Raw genomic sequence first — 25100 nt, forward strand, 5'->3', positions numbered from 1 at the left:
GGTGCAGTGATCGGTCGAGCACGCAACATCGTCGACGCTATGGGGGATTGCGGTCCATGACGGTCCGCAATGGAACCGGATGTCCGCGCGGTGCGTCCAATTGTCGACGGGGGAGGAGCAGGTGGGATGTACGCGCAGAGGTCGGCCGGCCATTAGGTGGCCGTTGCGGTGGTGGCTGGTGCTGACCGTCTGTGTCGGCAGTGCGGTGATGGTCGCGGTGGTCAGTGTGCGCGAACAGGTGCCGGTCGATCCGGCACTGGCTGCCGGCGCTCAGGCGTCGGTGGCGCAGCTCGGTCGCATGCCTGTTGTGGCGCAACGGTTATCGCGCGACGACTACCACCGTGACGCCTTCGGTCCGGCGTGGACCGACGCGGTGTCGGTCGCCGATGGGGGTAATGGGTGCGATACGCGCAACGACATTCTGGCTCGGGATCTCACCGACACCAGGGTGGGGGCGGTTGCGTCGTGTCCGCGCGCGGTCCTGGCCGGCGAGTTCCGCAGCCCCTACACCGGCAAGTTCCTGGTGTTCGCGCGTGACCGCAAGGCGGGAGCGGTGCAGATCGACCATATCGTTCCGTTGGCGCTCGCCTGGGATATGGGCGCGTGGTCGTGGTCGTTGTCGACGCGCACCGATTTCGCCAACGACCCGGCCAACCTCGTGGCCGTCGACGCCGCGTCGAATCAGGACAAGAGCGATGCCGAACCCGCACGCTGGATGCCGCCGGACAAGCGATTTCACTGCCGGTATGCGATCCAGTTCGTCACCGTGGCGACCGCCTACCGGCTGTCCGTCGACGCCGCGTCGCGCGCGGTGCTGGCAAAAGTGCTGTCGCGCTGTGCTCGCAGAAGGTGAGCGACACGACCGATTCCGGGTATGGCGCCGTCGAGTCCGGGATGGACGCGGTCTGCGATCACTGATCGGCGGTGCGTAGTCTGGTGGACGGCATAATTCCGCCAGGCAAAGCGAGGATTCATGAGTGCACCCACCGCCGAACCCGGCGTGACCACGGGCGACGTCGAGCAGGTCGTGACCGATCTGGCCAAGGCCGCCCGCATCGCCTCCCGGGCGCTGGCACAGCTGACGACCGCCGACAAGAACGAGGTGATGCTCGCGGCGGCCGAAGCGATCGAGGCCGACGCCGAGGCGATCCTGGCGGCCAATGCCGCCGACATCACCCGCGCCGACGAGGACGGCACCGAGGCGAGTCTCATCGACCGGCTGCGGCTGACCCCGGAACGGGTGACCGGCATCGCCGACGGCCTGCGCCAGGTCGCCGTGCTACCCGACCCGATCGGCGAGGTGGTCGCCGGCAAGACCTTGCCCAACGGCCTCGAACTGCGCCAGGTGCGGGTACCGCTCGGCGTGGTCGGCATGGTCTACGAGGCCCGCCCCAACGTCACCGTCGACGCCTTCGGGATCGCCTTCAAATCCGGCAACGCGGTGCTGCTGCGTGGGTCGTCGTCGGCCGCGAACTCCAACGCCGAACTGGTGCGCGTGCTGCGAGAGGTGTTGCGCAGCAAGGGTGTCAACGCCGACGCTGTGGCCCTGCTGCCGAGCGAGGACCGCTCCAGCGTCACCGCGCTGATCCGTGCCCGCGGTCTCGTCGACGTGGTCATCCCGCGTGGCGGTGCCGGCCTGATCAATGCTGTCGTCGCCAATGCGACGGTGCCGACCATCGAGACCGGCACCGGCAACTGCCACGTCTATGTGCACGCGCTCGCCGACGTCGACATCGCCACTCGCATCATCCTGAACTCCAAGACCCGCCGGCCCAGCGTGTGCAACACGGCCGAGACCGTGCTCATCGACAAGGCCGTCGCCGCCGATGCGCTGCCGAAGATCTCGCAGGCGCTGCAGTCGCAGGGCGTGGTGATCCACGGCGACGAACCCGGCATGGAGCCGGCGACCGAAGCCGACTGGACCGACGAATACCTGTCACTGGACATCGCGATGAAGATCGTCGACGACCTCGACGCCGCGGTCGCCCACATCGACACCTACGGCACCGGGCACACCGAGGCGATCATCACCGCCGACCTCGCCGCAGCCCGCGAGTTCACCAGCCGCGTCGACGCCGCCGCCGTGATGGTCAACGCGTCCACCGCGTTCACCGACGGTGAGCAATTCGGCTTCGGCGCCGAGATCGGTATCTCGACACAGAAACTGCACGCGCGCGGTCCGATGGGGCTGCCGGAACTGACCTCGACCAAGTGGCTCGTCTGGGGCGACGGCCACATCCGGTCCGCATGATGGGGGAGTCAACCATGACCCAAACCACCTCCGACCCGGCCACCTCCGGCCCCAACACCGTTCCGTCGTTCACCGGCGTCCCCGAGGTCATCTCGCGACTCCGTGACACCGGCTACCTCGCCGACGAGGCCACCGCCACCTCGACCTTCCTCGCCGACCGGCTGGGTAAGCCGCTGCTCGTCGAAGGTCCGGCCGGCGTCGGGAAAACCGAACTGTCCCGGGCCATTTCGCAGGCGATCGGCGCCGAGCTGATCCGCCTGCAGTGCTACGAGGGCATCGACGAGGCGCGCGCCCTCTACGAGTGGAACCACGCCAAGCAGATCCTGGCGATCCAGGCGACCGGCACCCGCTCGTGGGATGAGGCCAAGAGCGACATCTTCTCCGACGAGTTCCTGCTGCCGCGGCCGCTGCTCAAGGCGATCTCCCGCTCCGAGCCGACCGTGCTGCTGATCGACGAGGTCGACAAGGCCGACGTCGACATGGAGGGGCTGCTGCTCGAGGTGCTCAGCGACTTCGCGGTCACCATCCCGGAGATGGGGACCGTCGCCGCGACCCGGCGACCGATCGTCATCCTCACCTCCAATGCGACCCGAGATCTGTCGGAGGCACTGAAGCGTCGCTGCCTGTACCTCTACATCGACTTCCCGGAGGCCGCCCGCGAACGCGAGATCCTCGCCTCCCGGGTGCCGGCGCTCTCGGATTCGCTCGCGGCCGAGCTGGTGCGGGTCGTCGGTGTGCTGCGCACCCTCGACATCCGCAAGAAGCCGTCGGTCGCCGAGACCATCGACTGGGGCAACACGCTGCTCGCGCTCGGAGCCGGTGACGAGTCGTCGAGCGTCCGTGACGGCAAACTCGACGACGGGCTCATCGCCCGGACCCTGGGCGTGGTGCTCAAGCATCGGCCCGATCTGAAGACCGCGCTCAAAGAACTCAAGCTGGGCGGATGACGCTCGACGCGCGTGGCGCGATCGGGGATGTGCCGATCGTCGATCACCTCACCGGTTTCGTCGACGAATTGCGGAACCGCGGCATCGTCGTCGGACCATCCGGGCTGATCGACGCCGCGCGGGCGATGGAAGTCCTCGACCTGCTCGACCGGCGGTCGCTGCGCGAAGGCCTCGCCGCCACCCTGATCAGCGACCAGATGCACCGCCGGGTGTTCGACACCGTCTTCGACCTGTGGTTTCCGCTCGGCACCGGCGCTCGCACCGCGGTCACCGACCTGCCCCGCACCGACGACGGCGAGATCGACATCGACGCGGTGCGCGACATGGTCGCGCAGATGCTCGCCGACGACGAGGCCGCGGCCGACGGCAGGCTCGACGCGATGGTCGCGCTCATCGTCGACCAACTCGGCCGGTACGGGTCCACCCGCGGTGAGGCATTCTCGGCGTATCAAGCGTTGTCGGCGGTCAATCCGCAGACGCTGATCGCGCAGATCGCCGCCGCGATGACCGGGAGCGCCGACGACGACGGTGCGCTCGGCGACCGCGCCGGTACCGAGCCGCTCTACCGTCGGGCGGCGCGCGCCAAGACCACCGACTTCCGCGCGAAGATCGAGACCGAGACCCAGCGGCGGATGGCCGGGCGCAACGGGCGTCAACGCGTCGCCGACTACGCGGTCCCGACGCTGCCGGAGAACATCAACTTCCTCTCCGCCGGGGCGAGCGATCTCGCCGAGATCCGCCGCACCATCGAACCCCTTGCCCGTCTGCTGGCGGCGAAACTCGAGATCCGTCGACGCCGCGCCCACCGGGGTGCGGTCGACGTGCGCCAGACCTTGCGTAAGTCGATGTCGACCGGTGGGGTGCCGATCGAGCTGAGTCACCGCAAACCGCGACCCGGCCGCCCGGAACTGACCGTGCTGTGCGATGTCTCGGGATCGGTCGCCGGGTTCTCCCAGTTCACTCTGCGGCTGGTTTACGCTCTGCGCCAACAGTTTTCGAAGGTCCGGGTGTACGCCTTCGTGGATACGGTCGACGAGGTGACCGACTACTTCGAGCGCGGCGCCGACGACGAGGACTTCGGCACCAGCATGCATCGGATGATCACCGAGGCACGGATCGTGACCCGCGACGGACATTCGGATTATGGCAACATGCTCAAGGGGTTCGTGGAGAACTACGGCGATACCCTCACCCACCGTGGCGCGTTGCTGATCCTCGGCGACGCCCGCAACAACTACCACGATCCGCGGTTGGAGTCGCTGCGCGCGCTCGTCGAGAAGGCCCGGCACGCGTACTGGCTCAACCCCGAAGCCCGCCGGAATTGGGGGACCGGGGATTCGGCGGCGATGGAGTACGACGAGATCATCGAGATGTTCGAGTGCCGGAACGCCACCCAACTCGGCCGGGCCATCGCCGACCTGTTGCCCGTGTGAACATCAAGTCACACGGTGCGCTGAAGTAGACTGACGCCTCATGGCCACCGACCGCCCGTCGTCTCCGCGACCCCGCGTGCGTCGGATCGGCATCATGGGTGGCACCTTCGACCCGATCCACAACGGGCACCTCGTCGCCGCCAGCGAGGTGGCCCACCGCTTTTCGCTCGACGAGGTCATCTTCGTACCGACCGGCCGGCCGTGGCAGAAGATCGCCGACGACGAGGCCAACAAGGCTCCCGCCGACGGCGCCCCGGGAAAGAGCTCCACATCGCGGCCGTCGGTCAGTCCCGCCGAAGACCGGTACCTGATGACGGTCATCGCGACTGCCTCGAACCCGCGGTTCTCGGTCAGCCGTGTCGATATCGAACGCGAAGGCCGCACCTACACCGTCGACACCCTGCGCGACCTGCGCCGCATCCATCCCGAGGCCGAGCTCTACTTCATCACCGGCGCCGACGCCCTCGACTCGATCCTGTCCTGGCAGAACTGGGAAGAACTGTTCGACCTCGCGTTCTTCATCGGTGTCAGCCGCCCCGGCTACGAACTCGACGCCACCCATCTGGCCCAGCACCTGGAGAAGCTTCCCCCGGAGACCCTGCAACTGCTGGAGATCCCGGCCTTGGCCATCTCGTCGACCGACTGCCGCGACCGCGCCGCCCGCGGCCGGCCGGTCTGGTATCTGGTGCCCGACGGCGTCGTCCAGTACATCAACAAACGCAAGCTCTACCGTCCGCCCCGCGCATCCTCACCCGGGGTGTCCGCTCCGTGACCACGACATTCATATCCACCGACCGGAAGGAACCACCCAAGTGACTGCCTCAGCCGAAGCGCTGGAGATGGCCACGATCGCCGCCCGCGCCGCCGCCGACAAACTCGCGCACGACGTCACCGTCATCGACGTTTCCGAGCAACTCGTCATCACCGACATCTTCGTGATCGGATCCGCCGACAACGAGCGGCAGGTCAACGCGATCGTCGACGAGGTCGAGGACAAGCTCCGCGAGGCCGGACACAAGCCGGTGCGCCGCGAGGGCACCCGCGAGGGTCGCTGGACGCTGATCGACTACGCCGACATCGTCGTGCACATCCAGCATGCCGACGAACGCAATTTCTACGCGCTCGAACGGCTGTGGAAGGACTGCCCGGTCATCGAGATCGACGGTCTCGAGGGTGCCGGCGACACGGAACCGACCGCATGAGCAGAGGTCCGGACAGCCACGACACCTCGGTCGAGCGTCTCACCCCGGTGGTGCGGCGGCTGATCCTGTTGCGGCACGGGCAAACCGAGTACAACGCCGCCAGCCGCATGCAGGGACAACTCGACACCGACCTCTCCGAGGTGGGGCAGCGGCAGGCGAAGGCGGCCGCGGCAGCACTGGCTGATCGCGGGCCGATGCTGATCACGTCGTCAGACCTCAAACGTGCCCGCGACACCGCCGAAGCGCTTGCGCAGCGCACCGGACTGCCCGTCAGTACCGATGTGCGACTGCGGGAAACCCATCTCGGCGACTGGCAGGGGATGACCCACACCGAGGTTGACGACGCGATGCCCGGCGCGCGGCGACTGTGGCGCGACGACGCGAGTTGGTCGCCGCCGAACGGGGAGAGCCGGATCGACGTCGCGCACCGTGCGGTGGTCGTCGTGGACGAACTCGTCGCGCAGCGGGCCGACTGGGGGACCGGGGAGCGGCCGGAGGCGCCGGTGGTGCTCGTCGCCCACGGCGGGGTGATCGCGGCGATGACCGCGGCGCTGCTCGGGTTGCCCGAGACGTCGTGGACGGTGTTCGGCGGCCTGGCCAACACCAGCTGGGTGCAGCTGTCCGGGCACAGTCTGCCCGGCGATGCCCCGCGGTGGCGCCTCGACGTGTGGAATGCGTCGGCGGAGAGCGCCGACGCAGCCGTCCAGTGACCGATACCCGCTCGATCGTCGTTCTGTCGGATTCTCTCGCCTACTACGGTCCGACGGGCGGTCTGCCGGCAGGCGACCCGCGGATATGGCCGAACCTCGTCGGCGAGCAGTGCGGCCGCGAGGTCAAGCTGTTCGGCCGCATCGGCTGGACCAGCCGCGATATCTGGTGGGCACTGACCCAGGATCCGAACATCTGGGCCGCGGTCCCGACCGCCGACGTCGTGGTCCTCGCGTTCGGCGGCATGGACAGTTTGCCGTCGCCACTGCCCACCGCGCTGCGCGAACAGATCCGGTACTTGCGGCCCAACCGTTTTCGCCAATGGGTGCGCGACGGCTACGCGTGGGTGCAGCCGCGGGCGGCCAAGGCGGGCTGGCCGATGGCGTTGCCGCCGAAGGTCACCGTCGAATACCTGGAGAAGATCCGGTCGGCGCTGGCGCAGCTGCGTCCCGACCTGCCGATCGTCGTGTGCCTGCCGCCGACGCACCGCAGCCCCTACTACGGCTACGTGCACAGCGGTCGGATCCCGACGACGGCCGCGATGACCGAATGGGCGCAGAGCCACGGTCTGCCGACGGTCGACTTCTATCCGAGCACGCGTGACGCATTCCACAACACCCCCGATCAGATGAATCCCGACGGCATTCACTGGGGTTTCGACTGCCACCGGCAGATCGCCGATGCAGTGGTTGCGGGCGTGGCGGATGTCCTCACCACGGACCCGCTAACGTAGACGCGTGCCTGTCGTCGTCGTCACCGATTCGTCGTCCCGGCTGCCCGCGTCGCTGGCCGACCGCTACGGCATCCGGCAGGTTCCGCTGCACCTGACGATGGACGGCAACGACTATCTCGAGGGTGTCGACGACATCCCCGCCGACATCATCTCCACCCCGGGCGTCACCACCTCGGGCGCCAACCCGCACGAGATGACCGTGGCCTTCGAGGAGGCGATCGCGGCCAGCGACGGCGCCGGCGTGGTCGGGGTCTTCATGTCGCGGCGGCTGTCCGGGACCTGGGGTGCCGCGCGCCTGGCGGCGGAGAAATTCCCCGGACTGGTCCGCATCGTCGACTCGCGGTCGGTCGGACTCGCCGTCGGGTTCACCGCGATCGGAGCCGCGCAGGCGGCCTCCGACGGCGCCGACCGGGACCGTGTCTACGAGTCGGCCATCCGGCAGGCGGCCACCGTCGACTCGCTGATCTGCGTGCACCAGCTCGACAATCTGCGCCAGAGTGGCCGCATCAGCGCAGCCAGCAAGATGCTCGGCTCCGCCCTGGCCATCAAACCGATCCTGCACATGGTCGACGGCGTGCTGTCGCTGCGTGAACGGCACCGCACGTTCTCCAAGGCATTGTCCAAGATGGCCGACGCGGCGGTCGAATCCGCCGACGACCGCCCGGTCACGCTCGGCATCCAGCACAGCCAATCCCCGGAACTGGCAAGGGAATTCGCCGAACAGCTGCGCGGACGGCTGCGTGCGGTGACCTCCGAGCTGGTGGTGGATCTCGGCCCGGTGCTGGGCTGCCACGTCGGTCCCGGAGCGATCGGCCTCGCGCTCGCCACCCACCTCGAGCCGGTCGACGGCACCGCCGACGCCGATCCGGGCGCGCACTGATCCACAACCCGACCTTCATCCACAGATTCTCCGCACCTGCCGGCTGAACCGGTGTTTCGACGTCTGCGGTGCCTAGCCTCGTCGCATGAGTTCATCCGCACGCCGACCACACAGTGGACTGGATCGTCTGGCGGCCGCCGAGGGGGCCGCAGGGGAAGGCGAGGTGGCACCGCCCGAACCGGGGTCCGACGCGCCTGAGACCGCGCTCGCTGACGCCGCATCCACTGATGGCGGGCTGGGTGACTGGGGTGTCACCGCGATGCCGAGCTGGCTCGATCCCGTTGCGCCCGAGGACCGGTCGAGTGCCCAGCGGACCGTCGGCGACCGCTTCGGGGAGCCGGTCGACGAGGACGCCGACACCGGCCGGCGGCGGATCGCAGTGGCGCCGCCCGCCGCGGTCGCGCTCATCCTCGCCGGGGTGCTCGCGTGTGTGATCGCGGCGTTCGCGGTCCTGCGCTCACCGTCGGAAGATGCTCCCGCCGTGGCCTTTCCGGCGAGTGCCGGGCCCGGTGCGATCGCCGCGACCGCACCACGCGACACCGGCGCGTCGACCGGGGCGAGTGCGGCCGCCTCGAGCACCGAGTCGCTCACCGAACTGGTGGTCAGTGTGGTGGGGTTGGTGCACAAGCCCGGTCTGGTGCGGCTGCCCGCGCAATCGCGGGTGGCCGACGCGATCGCCCGCGCAGGCGGAGCGCGGGCCGGGGCCGACATGCTGTCACTGAACCTGGCGCAGAAGGTGAACGACGGGGATCAGATCCTCGTCGGCTACGCGGGAGGGCCCGGGCGCATGACGCTGCGCAGTGCGGTGGTGACCGCGGCAGGCGGATCCGTCGGCGGTCCGGACGCGACCGCGGGTACGTCCGGCCCCTCGCCCTCGGGCTCGAACACCACCGGTTCGGGCCAATCCGGTTCGGCGACCGGGAAAGTGAACCTGAACACGGCCACCGAGGCACAGCTCGACGCCTTGCCCGGGGTGGGTCCGGTGACAGCGAAGGCGATCCTCGCGTGGCGCGATCAGCACGGCCGGTTCACCTCCGTCGATCAACTCGGTGAGGTCGACGGCATCGGTCCGGCCCGGCTGGCCCGGCTACGTGATCAGGTCACGGTGTGAGCACCCGGTCGGCGCTCGCAGCCTTCGTGCCGTCCGGCGACTATCGGTTGGTGGCCCCGGCCGTAACGGTCTGGGTGGTGACCGTCGTCGGGGTCCTCGCGCCGGGTGTGATCGTTGCGGTGGCGGCGATCTCGGGTGCCGTCCTGGTGGGTGCGGTCGTGGTGGTGTGGCGCGGGGTGGTGACGTGGTCGACGGTCGCAGTCGGGATGGTCGTCGCCGCCATGGCGGTCATCGCGGCGTGCGGACTCGTCCTGCGGCTCGACACGCGGGCACGACACCCGTTGTCGCACATCGATGGCAAGGCGCGGGCGGTGCTGGTGGTGCGCGACGATCCGGTGGCGATGGAGCCCGCGGCCAGCGCCCGGGTGCGGGTACGGGTCGACGTCGGCGCGGTGGCCGGGCGACCGTGCGCCGCGGCGTCGGCCATGCTGTCCGGACCCGCCGCGCAGTGGTCGGAACTGCTTCCCGGACAACGGGTCTCCGCGCTGGTGCGGGTGGGCCCACCACGACGCGGAGAACTCCTGGTTGCGCGGCTGACCGCGGCCGATGCGCCACACCTGCTGGGGCGGCCACCGCCGCAGCAGCGACTCGCCGGTGCAGTCCGGGACCGCCTGCAGGAGGTGTCGGCGCGCGCACTCGGGCCGGATGCGGCGGGTCTGCTGCCGGGCTTGGTGCTCGGCGACGTCAGCACTCTCGATCGCGGTGTGCGCGATGACTTCCGGGCCGCCGGACTGTCCCACCTGACGGCCGTCTCCGGCGCCAACTTCTCGCTGGTGGTGGGTGCCGTCGTGCTCGGTGTGCGGATGCTTGGTGCCTCACCGCGGCTGACCGCGCTGCTCGGTGCGGTGGTTCTGATCGGATTCGTGATCTTGGTGCGGCCGTCGCCGAGCGTGCTGCGGGCGGCGATGATGGGGATGATCGGGTTGCTGGCGCTGGTGGGTGCGCGGCGGTCGGTGGCGTTGCCGGCGCTCGGCGGGGCCACCATCGTGGGTTTGCTGTGGTGGCCGGAACTCGCCGTCGCTCCTGGCTTCGCGCTCTCGGTGCTCGCCACCACGGGTCTGGTGTTGTGGTCGGCCGGCCTGCGGGACTGGCTGCGCGGCAAGCGAATTCCGGCCGGTCTGGCGGAGCTGACGGCGATGGCGCTGGCCGCGCAGCTGGTCACCGCTCCGGTGGTGGCGATGCTGTCCGGGCGGTTCAGCGTGGTCGGGTTGCTCGCCAACATCCTCGTCGTGCCGGTGGTGGGGGTGATCGGCATCGTCGGCACCGCGGCGGCGGTGATCGCGTCGATCGGTGGTGCCGACGGCACGGGTGCCGCGGTCGGGGTGCTGATGTTGCGGGCGTTGGGTCCGGAGATGTGGTGGATGATCGGCTGCGCGCGAGTCCTCGGCGGCGCGTCGTGGGCGTCGGTGCCGGTGCCCGGCGGTGCGATCGGTGCGGTGGTGGTGGGGGTGTGCACGATCGTCGTTGTCGGGCTCGTCTGGCAGCATGGTCGCCGTGATGGAACGTCTGCACCTCCTGCTCGGCGACGACGACTTCTTGACCGGTCGGGTGATCTCGGCGGTCGCCGCGGAACAGTCGACGTCGACGGGCACCGACGTGCCGGTCACCCGGGTCCGCGCGGGTGATGTCACCGAACACGAGCTCGCCGAGTTGCTCAGTCCGTCGCTGTTCGCCGAGGACCGGATCGTCGTCGTGGAGTCGGCCGCCGATGCCGGCAAGGAGCCGGCGGCGTTGATCGTCGCCGCGGCGAAAGAACTGCCCGACGGCATCACCCTGATGGTGGTGCACACCGGTGGTGGCCGCACCAAGTCGATGGTGTCGGCCTTGCAGAAAGCCGGTGCCGCCGAACACAACTGTGTGGCACCGAAATGGCCGAACGAGCGGATGGACTTCGTCCGAAAGGAGTTCCGGTCACTCGGGGTGAAGGCGCCCAACGATGTGGTCGAGCAGGTCGTCGAGGGTGTCGGCACCGAACTGCGGGAACTGGCGGCCGCGTGCAGTCAACTCGTCGCCGACACCGGCGGCAAGGTCACCCGCGAGTCGGTCGCGATGTACTACCAGGGGCGCGCGGAGGTGACCGGTTTCGAGGTCGCCGACAAGGCGGTCACCGGGGACCGGGCCGGCGCGCTGGAGTCGTTGGCGTGGGCCGAGCATCACGGTGTGCCGCGGGTGCTGCTGGCCGATGCCCTGGCCGAGGCGGTGCATGCGATCGCGCGGGTGCGGGCGATGGGGTCGGCGGATCAGTACTCGGTGGCGTCGGCGGTAGGGATGTCGCCGGGACGGGTGAAGAAGGTGCAGGGGCAGGCGCGGGCCTGGGATTCGACGGCCATCGCGCGCGCGGTGATCGTCGTCGCGCAACTCAACGGAGACGTGAAAGGGCAGGCGGCCGACGCCGACTTCAGCCTGGAACACGCGGTGGCCGCGGTGGCCGATCTGCGGCCCACCCGCGATCGAGCCTGACCACCCTGCGGAGACGCGTCTCACCCCGGTGACCGCGTGGATGTCACCGGGGTGAGACGAAAGATCTACTCGAGTGCGGCCGTGGCCGCGATCATCTGGTCAGCGCCGGGGCGCCGAATGGAGATCGGGGAGAGTGATCAGAGCTTGTTGACGGCCAGGGCCATCGCCGACTTCTTGTTGGCGGCCTGGTTGGCGTGGATGACGCCCTTGCTGGCAGCCTTGTCGAGCTTGCGGCTGGCGAAGACGGCCAGTTCGGTGGCCTTGTCCTTGTCGCCGGCGTCGACGGCCTCGCGGAAGTTGCGGATCGCGGTGCGGAGCGCCGAACGCACCGACTGGTTGCGCTGACGAGCCAGCTCGTTGGTCCGGATGCGCTTGACCTGCGACTTGATGTTTGCCACGCGTGTATACCTCTTGTCGGTTCTGGTTGGTTGTCCTCGGGTCTCGCGGAGCCAGTCTCGGCTTGACCGGAGTCCCACGCAGGTGACGGACCGGGGTGGTCACGACGACGCTGCAACAGCGATCTACTTTACCAGCGGGTCCGATCGGACCCAAATCGGCTCCGAAGCTGCGGCGACGGTCGTCCGTCATGCCATAGGCTGCGGGCACCATGTCAGTTGTCTACATCCACATCGGACTCCCCAAGACCGGCACCACCCACCTGCAGGATCGGCTCTGGCGCAACCGCGACCTGGCCTTGGACGCATCCGGACTGCTCTACCCGGGAAATGTGATCTCCGACCACTTCCACGCCGCAGTGCATCTACAGCCGGAACGCTACCTGGACTGGGTCGATCCCGCGTTCGCCAAGACATGGCCGACCCTGCTCGGCCAGATCCGGGCGTGGCCGCAGACCTCGTTGCTCTCCCACGAGCTCTACAGCACCGCGACACCCGCCCACATCGCGACCCTCATGTCGGACCTGTCGTTCGCCGACGAGGTGCACGTCATCGCCACCGTGCGCGACCTGGCCCGACAGCTGCCCTCGGTGTGGCAAGAAAACGTGAAGAACCAGCGGCGGGCGACGTTCGACGAGTTCGTCGCCAACGTGCGGGCTTACGTCGATCCGGCGGATCCCACCGCGGGCCGACCCGACGTCGAAGAGCCGTTCTGGGAGTTCCAGGACTACATCCGCATCCTCGGGCAGTGGGCCGAACACGTCGGTCCCGAACGGGTCCATGTCGTCACCGTGCCGCAAGTCCGCGTCGAGGGCGACGGTCTGTGGGAACGTTTCCTCGGCGCACTCGATGTCGATCCGGCCGCACTCACCATCCCGGTGCCCAGCCTCAACTCGTCGTTGTCGTCGTCGCAGGCCGAGTTCCTGCGCCGGCTCAACAGTCGGCTGCAGCCGTCGGATGTCGAGTGGCGTCGTTACGAGCGGGTGATCAAGGGGCAGGTGATCGGGGAGATCCTCTTCGACGCGCCGTCGGGCACGCCGTTGGGACTCTCGACCGCGCAGCGGGAGTGGGCGGGGGGCAAGGCCACCGAGATGGCCGAGGCGGTCCGGGTCGCGGGATATCGGGTGTCGGGCAGCCTCGACGACCTCACCGTGGGGGCCCGCGCCGTGGGTGACGCCGAGCCACCGTCGGATCATGACGTCCTTGATGTGGCTCTCGACACGCTGGCCGAGATGGTCAAGAAGGCGCCGCTGCCGAAGGTCGGTCCACGCTGGCAAACCCGCGCGATGAACATCGTGCGCCGAGCGCGGCGACGAGTCGCGGGTCTGCGGGCCTCGGCGTGACTCGCCCATCGCACCGCCATGCCGATTGCGTCGTTATGCGGCACCATGTCAAGTTATGAGTCCCGCGTCCACGACCTCCGCGTCCGCCAAGAAAGCCGCCAGTGCCAAGGCCGCCGCCGCGAGTCCGGCCAAAGGTGCCAAGTCCGCGGTCCCCGCCAAAACGCGTGGCAGAGAGGCATCGACCCCGGCACGTAAGCCCAGGGCTGTTGTCCGGGAATCGAAGGCCCTCGACGACACCATCTTCGGTGGCTACTCCAAAGGTCAGTACAGCAAGGCCTTCGACGAGATGTTCGACGACGAGGGTGACGTTCGGGCGCCGTATCGCAACATCTACAAGGCGATGGCCCAGTATGAGGCGGCCGACCTCGACGTCCGCGTCGACGCGCTAGGCCGTGCCTTCATCGATCAGGGCGTCACCTTCTCGCTCTCGGGTAAGGAGCGTCCGTTCCCGCTCGACGTTGTGCCACGGGTCATCTCGGCCGCCGAGTGGAACAAGCTCGAGGCCGGCATCACCCAGCGTGTGCAGGCGCTCGAACTGTTCCTCGACGACATCTACGGGGAGCAGGAGATTCTGCGCGACCGGGTGCTGCCGAAGCGACTCGTTCACTCCTGCGAGCATTTTCACCGTCAGGCCGCGGGTATCCGCCCACCCAATGGGGTGCGTATCCACGTCGCGGGCATCGACCTGATCCGCGACGAGAACGGCGACTTCCGCGTCCTCGAGGACAATCTGCGGTCACCGTCGGGCATCTCGTACGTGATCGAGAACCGGCGCACCATGGCGCGCGTGTTCCCGGATCTGTTCTCCTCCCACCGGGTTCGCGCGGTGGCCGACTATCCGAGTCACCTGCTGCGGGCGCTGCGGGCGTCGGCGGCGTTCAACGAGGCCGATCCGAACATCGTCGTGCTCACCCCGGGTGTCGCGAACTCCGCCTACTTCGAGCATTCGCTGCTCGCCCGGCTCATGGGTGTGGAACTCGTCGAAGGCCGCGACCTGTTCTGCCGCGACAACGTCGTCTACATGCGCACCACCGAAGGTGAGCAGCGTGTGGACGTCATCTACCGCCGCATCGACGACGACTTCCTCGATCCGATGCAGTTCCGGCCCGACTCGATGCTCGGCGTCGCCGGTCTGCTCAACGCCGCCCGCGCGGGCAATGTGGTGATCTCGAGCGCCGTCGGCAACGGCGTGGGCGACGACAAACTGATCTACACCTATGTGCCGGAGATCATCCAGTACTACCTCGGCGAGAAACCCACCCTGCAGAACGTCGACACCCTGCGCTGCTGGCTCGACGACGAGTGCGAAGAGGTCCTCGACCGCATCGACGAACTCGTCGTCAAACCCGTTGAGGGATCGGGTGGTTACGGCATCGTGTTCGGGCCCGACGCCACCAAGTCCGAACTGGACACGCTCGCCCGCAAGGTGCGCAACGACCCTCGCGGGTGGATTGCGCAGCCGGTGGTGCAACTGTCGACGGTGCCGACCAAGATCGGCGAGGAGGTCCGCCCACGGCACGTCGACTTGCGGCCGTTCGCCGTCAACGACGGTGAATCGGTGTGGGTGCTGCCCGGCGGACTGACCCGCGTGGCGCTGCCCGAAGGGTCGCTGGTGGTCAACTCCAGCCAGGGCGGCGGCTCGAAGGACACCTGGGTGCTGGCGTCGCGCGGATCCTCCGACGAGGACCAGGAGCTGACCGGCGAGAAGGTCGTATCGGCGGCCGGGGTGGCCGCGGCGCGGCCGGCCGAGAGTGCTCCCGATCTCCTGCACACCCAAACCCAACAGCAGCAGCAAGGTCAGCAGCAACAGCAGCAGGGCCGCGCACAGCAGCAACAGCAGCAGGGCCGCGCACAGCAACAACATCAGGGGGGTGGCGCGCAATGATGCTCGCTCGCAACGCCGAATCGCTGTACTGGATCGGCCGGTACGTCGAACGCGCCGACGACATGGCGCGCATCCTCGACGTCGCCATCCAGCAGCTCCTCGAGGACGCCACCGTTGACGTCGACGCCCAGGCGCGGCTGGTCATCCAGGTTCTCGGACTGGAGGCGCCGTCGACCGACGACCAGATCGACGTCTGGTCGCTGACCGACCGCGTTGCCTACGACAAGGATTCGATCGGCTCGATCGTCGACCTGATCCGGTCGGCCCGGGAGAATGCGCGCGGAGCCCGTGAGGTGACGTCCAGCGAGATGTGGGAATGCCTCAACACCACCTACAACGGACTCGGTGACGCCGAGCGTCGGGCACGGCGTCTCGGACCGCACGAGTTCCTGTCGTACGTGAAGAACCGGGCTGCCATGTTCGCCGGCTTGGCCGACGCGACCCTCAGCCAGGACGACACCTACCGCTACCTGGTGCTCGGGCGATCGATCGAACGCGTCGACATGACGATCCGAATGTTGTTGGCGCGCGCCGGAGAACGGTCGAGTTCGCCGGGGTGGAACGGCGTGCTGGTCTCGGCCGGCGCACAGGACACCTTCCTGCGAACCTACCGTGGTCAGCTCGACGCGGAGAACGTCGTGGAGTTCATCCTGCTCGACCGACTGTTCCCGCGGTCGGTGTTCCACGCGCTGCGCATGGCCGAACAGAGTCTCTCCGGGCTGGAGAATCGTCCGTCCCGGGTGGGTCTGGCCGCCGAGGCGCTGCTGTTGCTCGGCCGGGCCCGCAGCTCGCTCGAATTCCTCGAACCCGGTCGGCTGCTCGACGGTCTGCAGGACCGGCTGCTGGACCTGCAGGACACCTGCGCAGCGGTGAACGAAGCTGTGACAGCGCAGTATTTCCATGTCTCCCCGTATGTTTCGTGGGCAGACGCCCGCGTGAGCGACGGCGAGGACCACTTCATCGAGGAGAGTGAACTGTGAGCTGGCGAGTGCGCGTCGTCCATTCCACCGGGTTCGCCTACAAGAGTGCGGTCACCTCGTCCTACAACGAGGCGCGCCTCACGCCGCGCAGCGACAACCGGCAGAACGTGATCGTCAACCGCGTCGAGACGGTGCCCGCGACCCGGTCGTACCGCTACACCGACTATTGGGGTACCGCGGTCACCGCCTTCGATCTGCATGCGCCGCATGAGGAACTCGAGGTGTCGGGCATGTCGGTGGTGGAGACCGAGCAGGGGGAGCGGCCGGCCGCCGACGACCAGGTCGACTGGGAGCAGTTGCGCAGCGAGTTCGTCGTCGACCGCTACGACGAGATGCTCTCCAACACCGGCTACGTGCCCAAGAACCGTCAACTCGCCGCCACCGCAAAGCGATTGGCCAAGGACCTGACTCCCGAAGGTGCCGTCGAAGCGGTGTGCGCGTTCGTGCACGAGGAGATGGAATACGTTCCCGGCACCACTGGCGTGCACACCAGCGCCGTCGACGCGTGGAACGAACGCAAGGGCGTCTGTCAGGATTACGCACACCTGTCGCTACTCATGTTGCGCAGCTTGGGTATTCCGGCACGCTACGTATCCGGCTATCTGCACCCGAAGCCGAATGCGGCGATCGACAAGACCGTCGAGGGCCAGTCGCACGCCTGGATCGAGGTGTGGACCGGCGGCTGGTGGGGCCACGACCCGACCAACGACACCGCCATCACCGAACGGCACGTGTCGGTGGGTGTCGGCCGTGACTACTCCGACGTGTCGCCGCTCAAGGGCATCTACACCGGTGGTGGCGCAACCGATCTCGACGTCGTCGTGGAGATCACGCGGTTGGCGTGAGAGATCACAACCACCCGTAGCGCGTTCGGAGTTGGTAGGCGACGGCGTCGAAGCGGGGGCGATCCAGGATCGCACCTTCGCGGCGGATGCCGTGTTCGACGACCATCAGCACGCGGTCGAGGCGGACGAAGCTCTCTCGGTGCCGGTCGTCCCACACCCCGGAACCGAGGGCGAACCAGTCCACGGCGTCGCGGTGATAGTCCTTGCTGGACAACATGAGTCCCAGTAGGTGGGCGCGGCGGGTGGCGTCGAACTCCTGCCCGACCACCAGGACCGGCCGGTCCTTGCCGTGCGCCGGATCATCCTCGAACCGCACCCAGGTCCACACGATCTCGCCCGGGTCGGCGGCCCCGTCGAGGTCTGGCGCGTAGACGATCTGCCGCGCGAAATGCGTGGTGGGGTGGTGGATCGTCGGTGGGATGGTCATGAATCGGCCCCGAAGAACATCGCCTCGACGGCGTCGGCGGTCAGGGCTGCCGTGGGTTTGCGATCCGGTTTGAGGTCGTGTCCGACCTTCTCGATCTCGACGATCCGCGTCGGCGCGGGGATCAGCGCCACGGCGTCGACCAGCTCCGCGGACGTCGCGAACGGATCGGTACTGCCGTGCACCACCACCGTCGGCACCCTGATCGACGGCAGATGTTCGGTCCGGGCACGCTCGGGTTTTCCCGGCGGGTGCAGCGGGTAGGACGTCAGGAGCAGGCCGTTGGCCATCCCCGAATCTTCGGCGACGGCCATGGACGCCTGCCGCCCGCCGTAGGAGTGGCCGCCGATGAGCAGTGGCCCGTCGGCCTCGCCGCCGAACACCGCGCACGCCGCGCGGATGCCGTCGCGGTCGGCCTCGGCCGTCGACGGGCTCGGCGGTCCTTTCGGTCGACGCTGTCGATAGGGCAGATCTATGCGCGCGACCACCAGTCCGCGGCCGACCAGCTCCGCGGCGACCGCCCGCAGGATCACCGCCGAACGGTTGCCGCCGGCCCCGTGGGCCAGCACCGCGATACCACGCGGCGTGCCGTCGGGTCGCTCGATGTCGGCGACGACGCCGTCGGCCGAGTAGCTGCTCGATGCCATGGGTCAACGGTAGTCCGTGCGGACATGAGAAACTGGTCAGAACACCTGCCGCAGTTTTTGAAGGAGTAGTTCGATTCCCACCTTCGCCGACACCACTTTCACCGATCCTTCCCGGATCCGGAACTTCTGCATCATCGCCCACATCGACCATGGCAAGTCGACGCTGGCCGACCGGATGCTGCAGCTCACCGGGGTGGTCGAGGAACGCGCGATGCGTGCGCAGTACCTCGATCGGATGGACATCGAGCGCGAACGCGGCATCACCATCAAGGCGCAGAACGTGCGGCTGCCGTGGCAGGTCACCGCCGACGGTGAGACCACCGATTACGTCATGCACCTCATCGACACGCCCGGTCACGTCGACTTCACCTACGAGGTGTCGCGCGCACTGGAGGCGTGTGAGGGCGCGGTGCTGCTGGTCGACGCCGCGCAGGGCATCGAGGCGCAGACCCTGGCCAACCTGTACCTGGCCATGGAGAACGATCTGACCATCATCCCGGTGCTGAACAAGATCGACCTCCCGGCCGCCGACCCCGACCGCTACGCCGCCGAACTCGCACACATCGTCGGCTGCGACCCGAGTGAGGTCTTGCGCGTCTCCGGCAAGACCGGTGAAGGTGTCGGCGCCCTGCTCGACGAGGTCGTCCGCCAGGTGCCGGCGCCGACCGGCGATGCCGACGCACCCGCGCGGGCGATGATCTTCGACTCGGTCTATGACACCTACCGCGGTGTGGTCACCTACGTCCGTGTCGTCGACGGGCAGATCCTGCCGCGCGAGAAGATCGCGATGATGTCGACGGGCACCACCCACGAACTCCTTGAGGTCGGCATCGTCTCGCCGGAGCCGAAGGCGTCGAAGGGGCTCGGCGTCGGCGAGGTGGGGTATCTCATCACCGGCGTCAAGGATGTGCGTCAGTCGAAGGTCGGTGACACCGTGACGTCGGCCCGCAAGGGTGCGACCGAGCCGCTCACCGGCTACCGGGAACCCCGGCCGATGGTCTACTCGGGTCTGTATCCGCTCGACGGCTCCGACTATCCGGTGCTGCGGGATGCGCTCGACAAGCTGCAACTCAACGACGCCGCACTGACCTACGAGCCGGAGACCTCGGTGGCGTTGGGCTTCGGTTTCCGCTGCGGCTTCCTCGGCTTGCTGCACATGGAGATCACCCGCGAACGGCTCGAGCGCGAGTTCAATCTCGACCTGATCTCCACGGCCCCCAACGTCGTCTACCGGGTGGTCATGGACGACGGTGCCGAGCACATCGTCACCAACCCGTCGGACTGGCCGGACGGCAAGGCGCGCAGCATCTTCGAGCCCATCGTCAAGACGACGATCATCGCGCCGAGTGAGTTCATCGGCTCGATCATGGAGCTGTGCCAGTCGCGGCGTGGGGAACTCGGCGGCATGGATTACCTGTCGGAGACCCGCGTCGAGCTGCGGTACACCATGCCGATGGCCGAGATCATCTTCGACTTCTTCGACTCGCTGAAGTCGCGTACCCGCGGCTATGCCTCCCTCGACTACGAGGAGGCCGGCGAGCAGGAAGCCGATCTGGTCAAGGTCGACATCCTGCTGCAGGGGGAGGCGGTCGACGCGTTCAGTGCGATCGTGCACCGCGATGCCGCGTTCACCTATGGCAACAAGATGGCCACCAAGCTCAAGGAACTCATTCCGCGCCAGCAGTTCGAGGTGCCGGTGCAGGCGGCGATCGGTTCGAAGATCATTGCCCGCGAGAACATCCGCGCCATCCGCAAGGACGTTCTGGCCAAGTGTTACGGCGGTGACATCAGCCGTAAGCGCAAGCTGCTCGAGAAGCAGAAGGAGGGCAAGAAGCGGATGAAGACCATCGGGCGGGTGGATGTGCCGCAGGAGGCGTTCGTTGCCGCGCTGTCCACTGATGCCGCCGGGGACAAGCCGAAAGGTAAGTGACGTGGTCAATCCCGTTCTCGCGCAGAGTTCGCTGCCGCACGGGCTGCCGGACTTCACGTCGATCGCCGACGACGACTTCCTACCCGCCTTCGACGAGGCGCTCGCCGCACACCTGACCGAGGTGGAGGCCATCGCCACCGACACCGACCCCGCGACCTTCGCGAATACGGTGGAGGCCCTGGAACTCTCCGGCCGCGATCTGGCCCGGGCGAGTGGCATCTTCTTCAATCTCGTTGGCCCGGACACGAATCCGCAGCGCAACGAGATCTCGCAGCAGCTGTCCACACTGCTCACCGATCACGCGAACACCATCGCGATGGACAAGCGGCTCTTCACCCGCATCGCCGATCTCTACGAGCGGCGCGCCGACCTCGACCTCACCGAGGCGCAGGAACGCCTGTTGGCCAAGCGGTATCGCGAGTCCGTGCGCGCCGGCGCGGGACTCGACGACGCCGGGCAGGCCGAGATGCGGCAGATCTCCTCGCGGCTGGCCTATCTCACCACCACCTTCTCGCAGCTCATCCTCGACGACACGAACGCCTCGGCGGTCCTGGTCGACGACGCAGTCGACCTCGACGGGCTCTCCGCCGGGGAGATCGCCGCGGCACGTCGCGCCGCCGCCGATGCCGGACATGACACCGGCCATCTGATCACCCTGGAGTTGCCGACGAGCCAGTCCGCGGTCGCGTCGCTGGCGAAGCACGATGTGCGACAACGGGTCTTCGGCGCGTCGGTGAACCGGTGTGCGCGGGGCAACGAGTTCGACACCCGCGCCAACATCCTCGAGATTGTCGCGCTGCGTGCCCGTCGTGCGGAGCTGCTCGGATACGCCAACCACGCCGAGTACGTCATCGCCGAGGAAACCGCACCCGGGCCGTCCGCGGTGCTCGACCTGCTACGCGAACTCACCGAATCCGCGTTGCGGGCCGGTGACCGGGAGCTGACCCGGTTGACCGCGCTGACCGACGAGGAGATCGGTCCCGCCGACTACACCTACTGGCTGGCCGCGGAGAAGCGTGCCACGTCGGCGGTCCCGCTCGGCGATTTCGCCGACTACTGCGAACTCGACGCCGTCCTGAACGACGGCGTGTTCTACGCCGCGAACCAGCTCTACGGGCTGCGCTTCACGCCCCGACCCGACCTGACTGGGTATCACCCCGACGTGCGGATTTGGGAGGTGTTCGGCGAGAACGGGTCCAGCATCGGACTGTTCCTCGGTGACTACTTCGCCCGGCCGTCCAAACGCGGTGGTGCGTGGATGAACAACATCGTCGATCAGTCGACGGTGCTTGCGACCCAACCGATTGTGGTCAACGTCCTCAACTTGACGAAGCCCGACGACGGCGCACACTGCCTACTGACGATGGATCAGCTGACCACCCTGTTCCACGAGTTCGGACACGCGGTTCACGGTCTGCTCTCCGCGGTCGACTATCCGTCGCAGTCCGGCACGTCGGTGCCCCGCGATTTCGTCGAATTCCCGTCGCAGGTCAACGAAATGTGGGCGTTGCATCCGGACGTGTTGGCGCACTACGCCCGGCATCACGAGACCGGGGCGCCCATCCCGGCCGAACTCGCCGAGGCGGCCCACGCGTCGGCGAACACCGAAACCGCGCACGGCACCATCGAATACCTCGCCGCCGCGGTCCTGGACCTCGCGTGGCATCGACTCGGGGCCGACGAGATCCCCAGCGACGTCAATGAATTCGAACGCACTGCGCTGCGTGAGGCCGGCTTCGTCGGCGATCTGATCCCGCCGCGCTACCGCAGTGCCTATTTCAATCACATCTTCGGCGGCGGCTATTCGGCCGGCTACTACTCCTACATCTGGTCCGAGGTCCTCGACGCGGAGACCGAACAGTGGTTCCTTGCCGAAGGCGGTCTGGTGCGGGAGTCCGGACGACGCTTCGCCGAGTCCACGCTGTCCCGCGGCGACAGCGTGGATCCGCTTGTCGCGCACGAGGGACTGATCGGACGCAAGGCCGAGATCGGACCGTTGCTGCGACGACGGGGATTGGTCGAGCAACCCGCCGAGGCCTGATTCCCTGGGCACGGCGTCGACGCGCGCTGTGGCGGTGGACTGAACACCCGACCCGACCCTTGTCATGGCCTGGCGCACCCCGTAACCTGAATCTGGCATCAGAATCGTATTTGGTCGCAGAGCAGCGATCGCCAGCAACGGAGGCCAGCGTGAGCACCGGGGAGACGCACTATGGATCGGTGAGCGCAATGGTGCGCCATTGGGCCGCCGAACGCGCGGAGAGCGTCGCGATCGACGTCGTCGGCGGTCGTCGGCACACCTTCGATTCGTTGTATCGCCGCAGCGTGCGGCTGGCCAACGGGTTGACCGAGCGGGCCGTGGGCAGCGGTGACATCGTCGGCTTCCTCGGACGGGATGCGGCGCTGTGGAGTGAGGTCCTGGCCGGCGCCTCGCTGATCCGGGCGGCAGGATTGCCGCTGAACTGGCGGTTGAGTCGTCGAGAGATGGATGCGATCGTGGCGGACTCCGGGGTCGTTGCGATCGTCGTCGAACCGGACTTCCTGCCGCTGCTGGGTTTCGACGATCCGGGGGACGGTCGGGTGCGGCTCGTGGTGGGCACCGAGGTCACCGAGTACGACACCTGGATCGAGACCTGCGCCGCGACCGAGCCGACCGCGACCCCACAGGACGACGACGTGACCATCGTCATCTACACCTCGGGCACGTCCGGTCACCCCAAAGGCGTCGAACTCGCGAACCGCTCGCTGGCCGCCAACCTCACGACACCCGCGCCCTGGGACATCCGCGCGGGCGATGTGGTGATGGTGCCGGCACCGCTGTTCCACGTGTCGGGCACCGGCTGGGTCTTCTACTGCCTGGGTCTGGGCGCGACCGCCCGGTTCCTGACCGAGATCGACCCGGTGGCCGTGCTCGACGCGTTCGCGAGCGGCGAGGTCGACCACGCGCTGACCGTGCCGGCCATCGTGGCGATGATGGTCAACCATCCAGTCGCACGCGAACGGTCGTACCCCGAACTGCGGACGCTGATCTACGGCGGCTCGCCGATGTCCCCGGCCGTCGCCCACACGGCGATGGAGGTCTTCGGCTGCGATCTCGTGCAGAGCTACGGCATGACCGAAACCTGTGGTCCCATCACCTTTCTCACGCCCGACGACCATCGACGCGACGGTGCGATCCTGGCGTCGGCGGGGCGCCCGGCCGAGGGCGTCGAGGTAGCCGTCTTCGATCCCATCGACCAGACGCCGTGCGCTCCGGGTGTCACCGGCGAGGTCTGGACGCGTAGCAGCTTGATCATGGCGGGATATCACGGGCAGCCCGACGAACTGGCCGCCGTGCTGCGATCCGACGGCTGGTTCCGTACCGGCGACGCAGGCTACTTCGATGAGGCCGGTTACCTCTACCTGTGCGACCGGGTCAAGGACATGATCGTCAGCGGCGGCGAGAACGTCTACCCGGTGGAGGTGGAGAACGTCCTGATGGAGCATCCCGACCTCAGCGACGCTGCCGTGATCGGGGTGCCGCACGAGAAGTGGGGCGAGACCGTTCTGGCGTTCGTCGTCGCCGAGCAACCCGTCGACTCCGCCGAGATCATCGACTTCTGCCGAGATCGACTGGCGCACTACAAATGTCCAACCCGCGTCGAGGTGGTGACCGAGTTACCCCGGAACCCGAGCGGCAAAATCCTCAAACGTGAACTGCGCAAGCCGTTCTGGGCCGATCGCACCCGCGGGATCGCCTGAGCCGATGCGTATCACCGAGATCCGTGAGATCGCCGTGCCGCTGCACGGGGACATCTCCAACGCGGTCGTCAACTTCTCCGCCCACCGGGTGTCCCTGGTCGCGGTGGTCTCCGACGTCATCCGCGACGGTGCACCGATAGTCGGCATCGGCTTCAATTCGATTGGTCGCCATGCCCAGAGCGGGATACTCGCCGACCGCATGATTCCCCGAGTACTCTCGGCCGACGAACAGGACCTGCTCGACGGCCATACCGGCCTCCTCGATCCGGCGGCAGTGGCGCGGTGCGCGCTCCGGGACGAGAAACCGGGCGGGCACGGTGATCGTGCGGGTGCCGCCGCCGCGATCGAACTCGCCTGCTGGGACCTGCTCGCCAAATATGCCGACGAACCCGCCCACGCCACCATCGCGCGTGCGTTCGGCGCGGCACCGGCGACCGGCGGTGTCCCGGTCTATGCGGCGGGCGGCTACTACCGTGGCGAGAACGAGCTTTCGGCCCTCGGCGACGAGATCCGCGGCTACCTCGGCGACGGATACCGCGCGGTGAAGATCAAGATCGGCGGGCAACCCCTGGCCGACGACCTGCGTCGCATCGACGCGGCGATCGAGGTCACCGGGGCGGCGGATCGGGTTGCTGTGGATGCCAACGCCCGGTTCGATCAGACGGGTGCGCTGGCCTATGCGCGTGCGTTGGCGCCGTATGGACTGCGCTGGTATGAGGAGCCGGTCGATCCGCTCGATTATCAGGCCACCGCAACGGTGATCGCCGAGTATCCGGGTCCGGTGGCCACCGGCGAGAATCTCTTCTCCCGTCAGGATGCGGTCAATCTCCTGCGGTACAGCGGCATTCGCTCGGATCGTGACATCCTGCAGATGGACGCCGGGCTGAGTTACGGCCTGACCGAATATCAGTCGATGATCACCGAGATGGAAGCAGCGGGCTTTCACCGCACCTCGGCGATGCCCCACGGCGGACATCTGATCAACCTGCACATCGTCGTCGGACTCGGCCTCGGCGGCTGCGAGGCCTATCCCGGCGTGTTCGCGCCGTTCGGCGGCTACAGCCCGGGATGCGTGGTCCGCGACGGGATCATCACCCCCGCCGACGATCCCGGATTCGGCCTCGAGGCCAAACCCGGACTGGCCGAACTGATCACCGAACTGGCAAAGGGGTAGAGGTGGCGTCA

At 67.9% G+C, this 25100-nt stretch carries 23 protein-coding genes; 20 read left to right on the forward strand and 3 right to left on the reverse strand.

The genetic code is table 11. The annotated features are described in order from the left end of the window. The first annotated feature begins 175 nt into the window (after positions 1–175). From AAFP30_RS02705 to holA, 12 genes are all read left to right on the forward strand, one after another. Positions 176–853: an HNH endonuclease family protein gene (locus AAFP30_RS02705; RefSeq protein WP_419228650.1), complete on the forward strand. Its 678-nt coding sequence runs from the start codon at positions 176–178 to the stop codon at positions 851–853. A gap of 120 nt (positions 854–973) precedes the next feature. Continuing rightward, positions 974–2251, forward strand: coding sequence for a glutamate-5-semialdehyde dehydrogenase (locus AAFP30_RS02710; protein WP_419228282.1), 1278 nt, complete (start codon positions 974–976; stop codon positions 2249–2251). Positions 2252–2265: 14 nt separating this feature from the next. Beyond that, positions 2266–3198 carry an AAA family ATPase gene (locus AAFP30_RS02715; RefSeq protein ID WP_419228283.1) on the forward strand — a complete coding sequence of 311 codons (933 nt, stop codon included), beginning with the start codon at positions 2266–2268 and terminating at the stop codon, positions 3196–3198. Further along, positions 3195–4631: a vWA domain-containing protein gene (locus AAFP30_RS02720; RefSeq protein ID WP_419228284.1), complete on the forward strand. Its 1437-nt coding sequence runs from the start codon at positions 3195–3197 to the stop codon at positions 4629–4631. Before AAFP30_RS02715 ends, AAFP30_RS02720 begins: the two co-directional genes overlap by 4 nt. A gap of 40 nt (positions 4632–4671) precedes the next feature. Beyond that, positions 4672–5403: a nicotinate-nucleotide adenylyltransferase gene (gene nadD / locus AAFP30_RS02725; protein WP_419228285.1), complete on the forward strand. Its 732-nt coding sequence runs from the start codon at positions 4672–4674 to the stop codon at positions 5401–5403. Positions 5404–5443: 40 nt separating this feature from the next. After that, on the forward strand, positions 5444–5833 hold the full coding sequence (gene rsfS / locus AAFP30_RS02730; protein WP_419228286.1) for a ribosome silencing factor: 390 nt from the start codon (positions 5444–5446) through the stop codon (positions 5831–5833). Continuing rightward, on the forward strand, positions 5830–6543 hold the full coding sequence (locus AAFP30_RS02735; protein WP_419228287.1) for a histidine phosphatase family protein: 714 nt from the start codon (positions 5830–5832) through the stop codon (positions 6541–6543). The genes rsfS and AAFP30_RS02735 overlap by 4 nt, the downstream gene beginning before the upstream one ends. Further along, complete coding sequence (octT, locus tag AAFP30_RS02740) at positions 6540–7274, forward strand: diglucosylglycerate octanoyltransferase (protein ID WP_419228288.1); 735 nt, start codon at positions 6540–6542, stop codon at positions 7272–7274. The genes AAFP30_RS02735 and octT overlap by 4 nt, the downstream gene beginning before the upstream one ends. A gap of 4 nt (positions 7275–7278) precedes the next feature. Continuing rightward, positions 7279–8154, forward strand: a complete 876-nt coding sequence (locus tag AAFP30_RS02745; RefSeq protein ID WP_419228289.1) for a DegV family protein — start codon at positions 7279–7281, stop codon at positions 8152–8154. 85 nt (positions 8155–8239) lie between these two features. After that, the gene (locus AAFP30_RS02750; protein ID WP_419228290.1) at positions 8240–9265 is read left to right on the forward strand and encodes a ComEA family DNA-binding protein; all 1026 of its coding nucleotides are present in this window, start codon (positions 8240–8242) and stop codon (positions 9263–9265) included. Further along, on the forward strand, positions 9262–10890 hold the full coding sequence (locus tag AAFP30_RS02755) for a ComEC/Rec2 family competence protein (protein WP_419228291.1): 1629 nt from the start codon (positions 9262–9264) through the stop codon (positions 10888–10890). The genes AAFP30_RS02750 and AAFP30_RS02755 overlap by 4 nt, the downstream gene beginning before the upstream one ends. After that, entirely contained in the window at positions 10772–11725 is a 954-nt protein-coding gene (gene holA / locus AAFP30_RS02760) for a DNA polymerase III subunit delta (RefSeq protein ID WP_419228651.1), read from the forward strand. The genes AAFP30_RS02755 and holA overlap by 119 nt, the downstream gene beginning before the upstream one ends. A gap of 137 nt (positions 11726–11862) precedes the next feature. Here the strand turns inward: holA and rpsT are convergent, their stop codons facing one another. After that, positions 11863–12123, reverse strand: coding sequence for a 30S ribosomal protein S20 (rpsT, locus tag AAFP30_RS02765; protein WP_419228292.1), 261 nt, complete (start codon positions 12121–12123; stop codon positions 11863–11865). A 209-nt stretch (positions 12124–12332) separates the two neighbouring features. Between rpsT and AAFP30_RS02770 the strand changes: the two genes are divergently transcribed. Genes AAFP30_RS02770 through AAFP30_RS02785 form a run of 4 tightly spaced genes read left to right on the forward strand, consistent with a single transcriptional unit; the run spans position 12333 to position 17173 of the window. Then, positions 12333–13463, forward strand: coding sequence for a sulfotransferase family protein (locus tag AAFP30_RS02770; RefSeq protein ID WP_419228293.1), 1131 nt, complete (start codon positions 12333–12335; stop codon positions 13461–13463). A 55-nt stretch (positions 13464–13518) separates the two neighbouring features. Beyond that, positions 13519–15348, forward strand: a complete 1830-nt coding sequence (locus AAFP30_RS02775; RefSeq protein ID WP_419228294.1) for a circularly permuted type 2 ATP-grasp protein — start codon at positions 13519–13521, stop codon at positions 15346–15348. Next, a complete protein-coding gene (locus AAFP30_RS02780; protein WP_419228295.1) occupies positions 15345–16328 on the forward strand; it encodes an alpha-E domain-containing protein in 984 nt (327 codons plus the stop codon). The genes AAFP30_RS02775 and AAFP30_RS02780 overlap by 4 nt, the downstream gene beginning before the upstream one ends. After that, the gene (locus tag AAFP30_RS02785; protein ID WP_419228296.1) at positions 16325–17173 is read left to right on the forward strand and encodes a transglutaminase family protein; all 849 of its coding nucleotides are present in this window, start codon (positions 16325–16327) and stop codon (positions 17171–17173) included. The genes AAFP30_RS02780 and AAFP30_RS02785 overlap by 4 nt, the downstream gene beginning before the upstream one ends. Positions 17174–17177: 4 nt before the next feature. Here AAFP30_RS02785 and AAFP30_RS02790 read toward each other — a convergent pair whose 3' ends face one another. Continuing rightward, complete coding sequence (locus AAFP30_RS02790; protein WP_419228297.1) at positions 17178–17600, reverse strand: type II toxin-antitoxin system PemK/MazF family toxin; 423 nt, start codon at positions 17598–17600, stop codon at positions 17178–17180. After that, entirely contained in the window at positions 17597–18244 is a 648-nt protein-coding gene (locus AAFP30_RS02795) for an alpha/beta family hydrolase (protein ID WP_419228298.1), read from the reverse strand. The genes AAFP30_RS02790 and AAFP30_RS02795 overlap by 4 nt, the downstream gene beginning before the upstream one ends. Before the next feature lie 73 nt (positions 18245–18317). Between AAFP30_RS02795 and lepA the strand changes: the two genes are divergently transcribed. The 4 genes from lepA to AAFP30_RS02815 all read left to right on the forward strand — a co-directional run bounded on the left by lepA (position 18318) and on the right by AAFP30_RS02815 (position 25089). Continuing rightward, on the forward strand, positions 18318–20174 hold the full coding sequence (lepA, locus tag AAFP30_RS02800) for a translation elongation factor 4 (RefSeq protein ID WP_419228652.1): 1857 nt from the start codon (positions 18318–18320) through the stop codon (positions 20172–20174). 1 nt (position 20175) lies between these two features. After that, a complete protein-coding gene (locus AAFP30_RS02805; RefSeq protein ID WP_419228299.1) occupies positions 20176–22215 on the forward strand; it encodes a M3 family metallopeptidase in 2040 nt (679 codons plus the stop codon). A 149-nt stretch (positions 22216–22364) separates the two neighbouring features. Then, positions 22365–23915: an AMP-binding protein gene (locus AAFP30_RS02810; protein ID WP_419228300.1), complete on the forward strand. Its 1551-nt coding sequence runs from the start codon at positions 22365–22367 to the stop codon at positions 23913–23915. Between the two features lie 4 nt (positions 23916–23919). Further along, positions 23920–25089 (forward strand): enolase C-terminal domain-like protein, encoded by a 1170-nt coding sequence (locus tag AAFP30_RS02815; protein ID WP_419228301.1) that lies wholly within the window; start codon positions 23920–23922, stop codon positions 25087–25089. Positions 25090–25100 lie beyond the last annotated feature (11 nt).

It is taken from the genome of Gordonia sp. CPCC 205515 (genome assembly GCF_048537925.1).
GTDB lineage: Bacteria > Actinomycetota > Actinomycetes > Mycobacteriales > Mycobacteriaceae > Gordonia.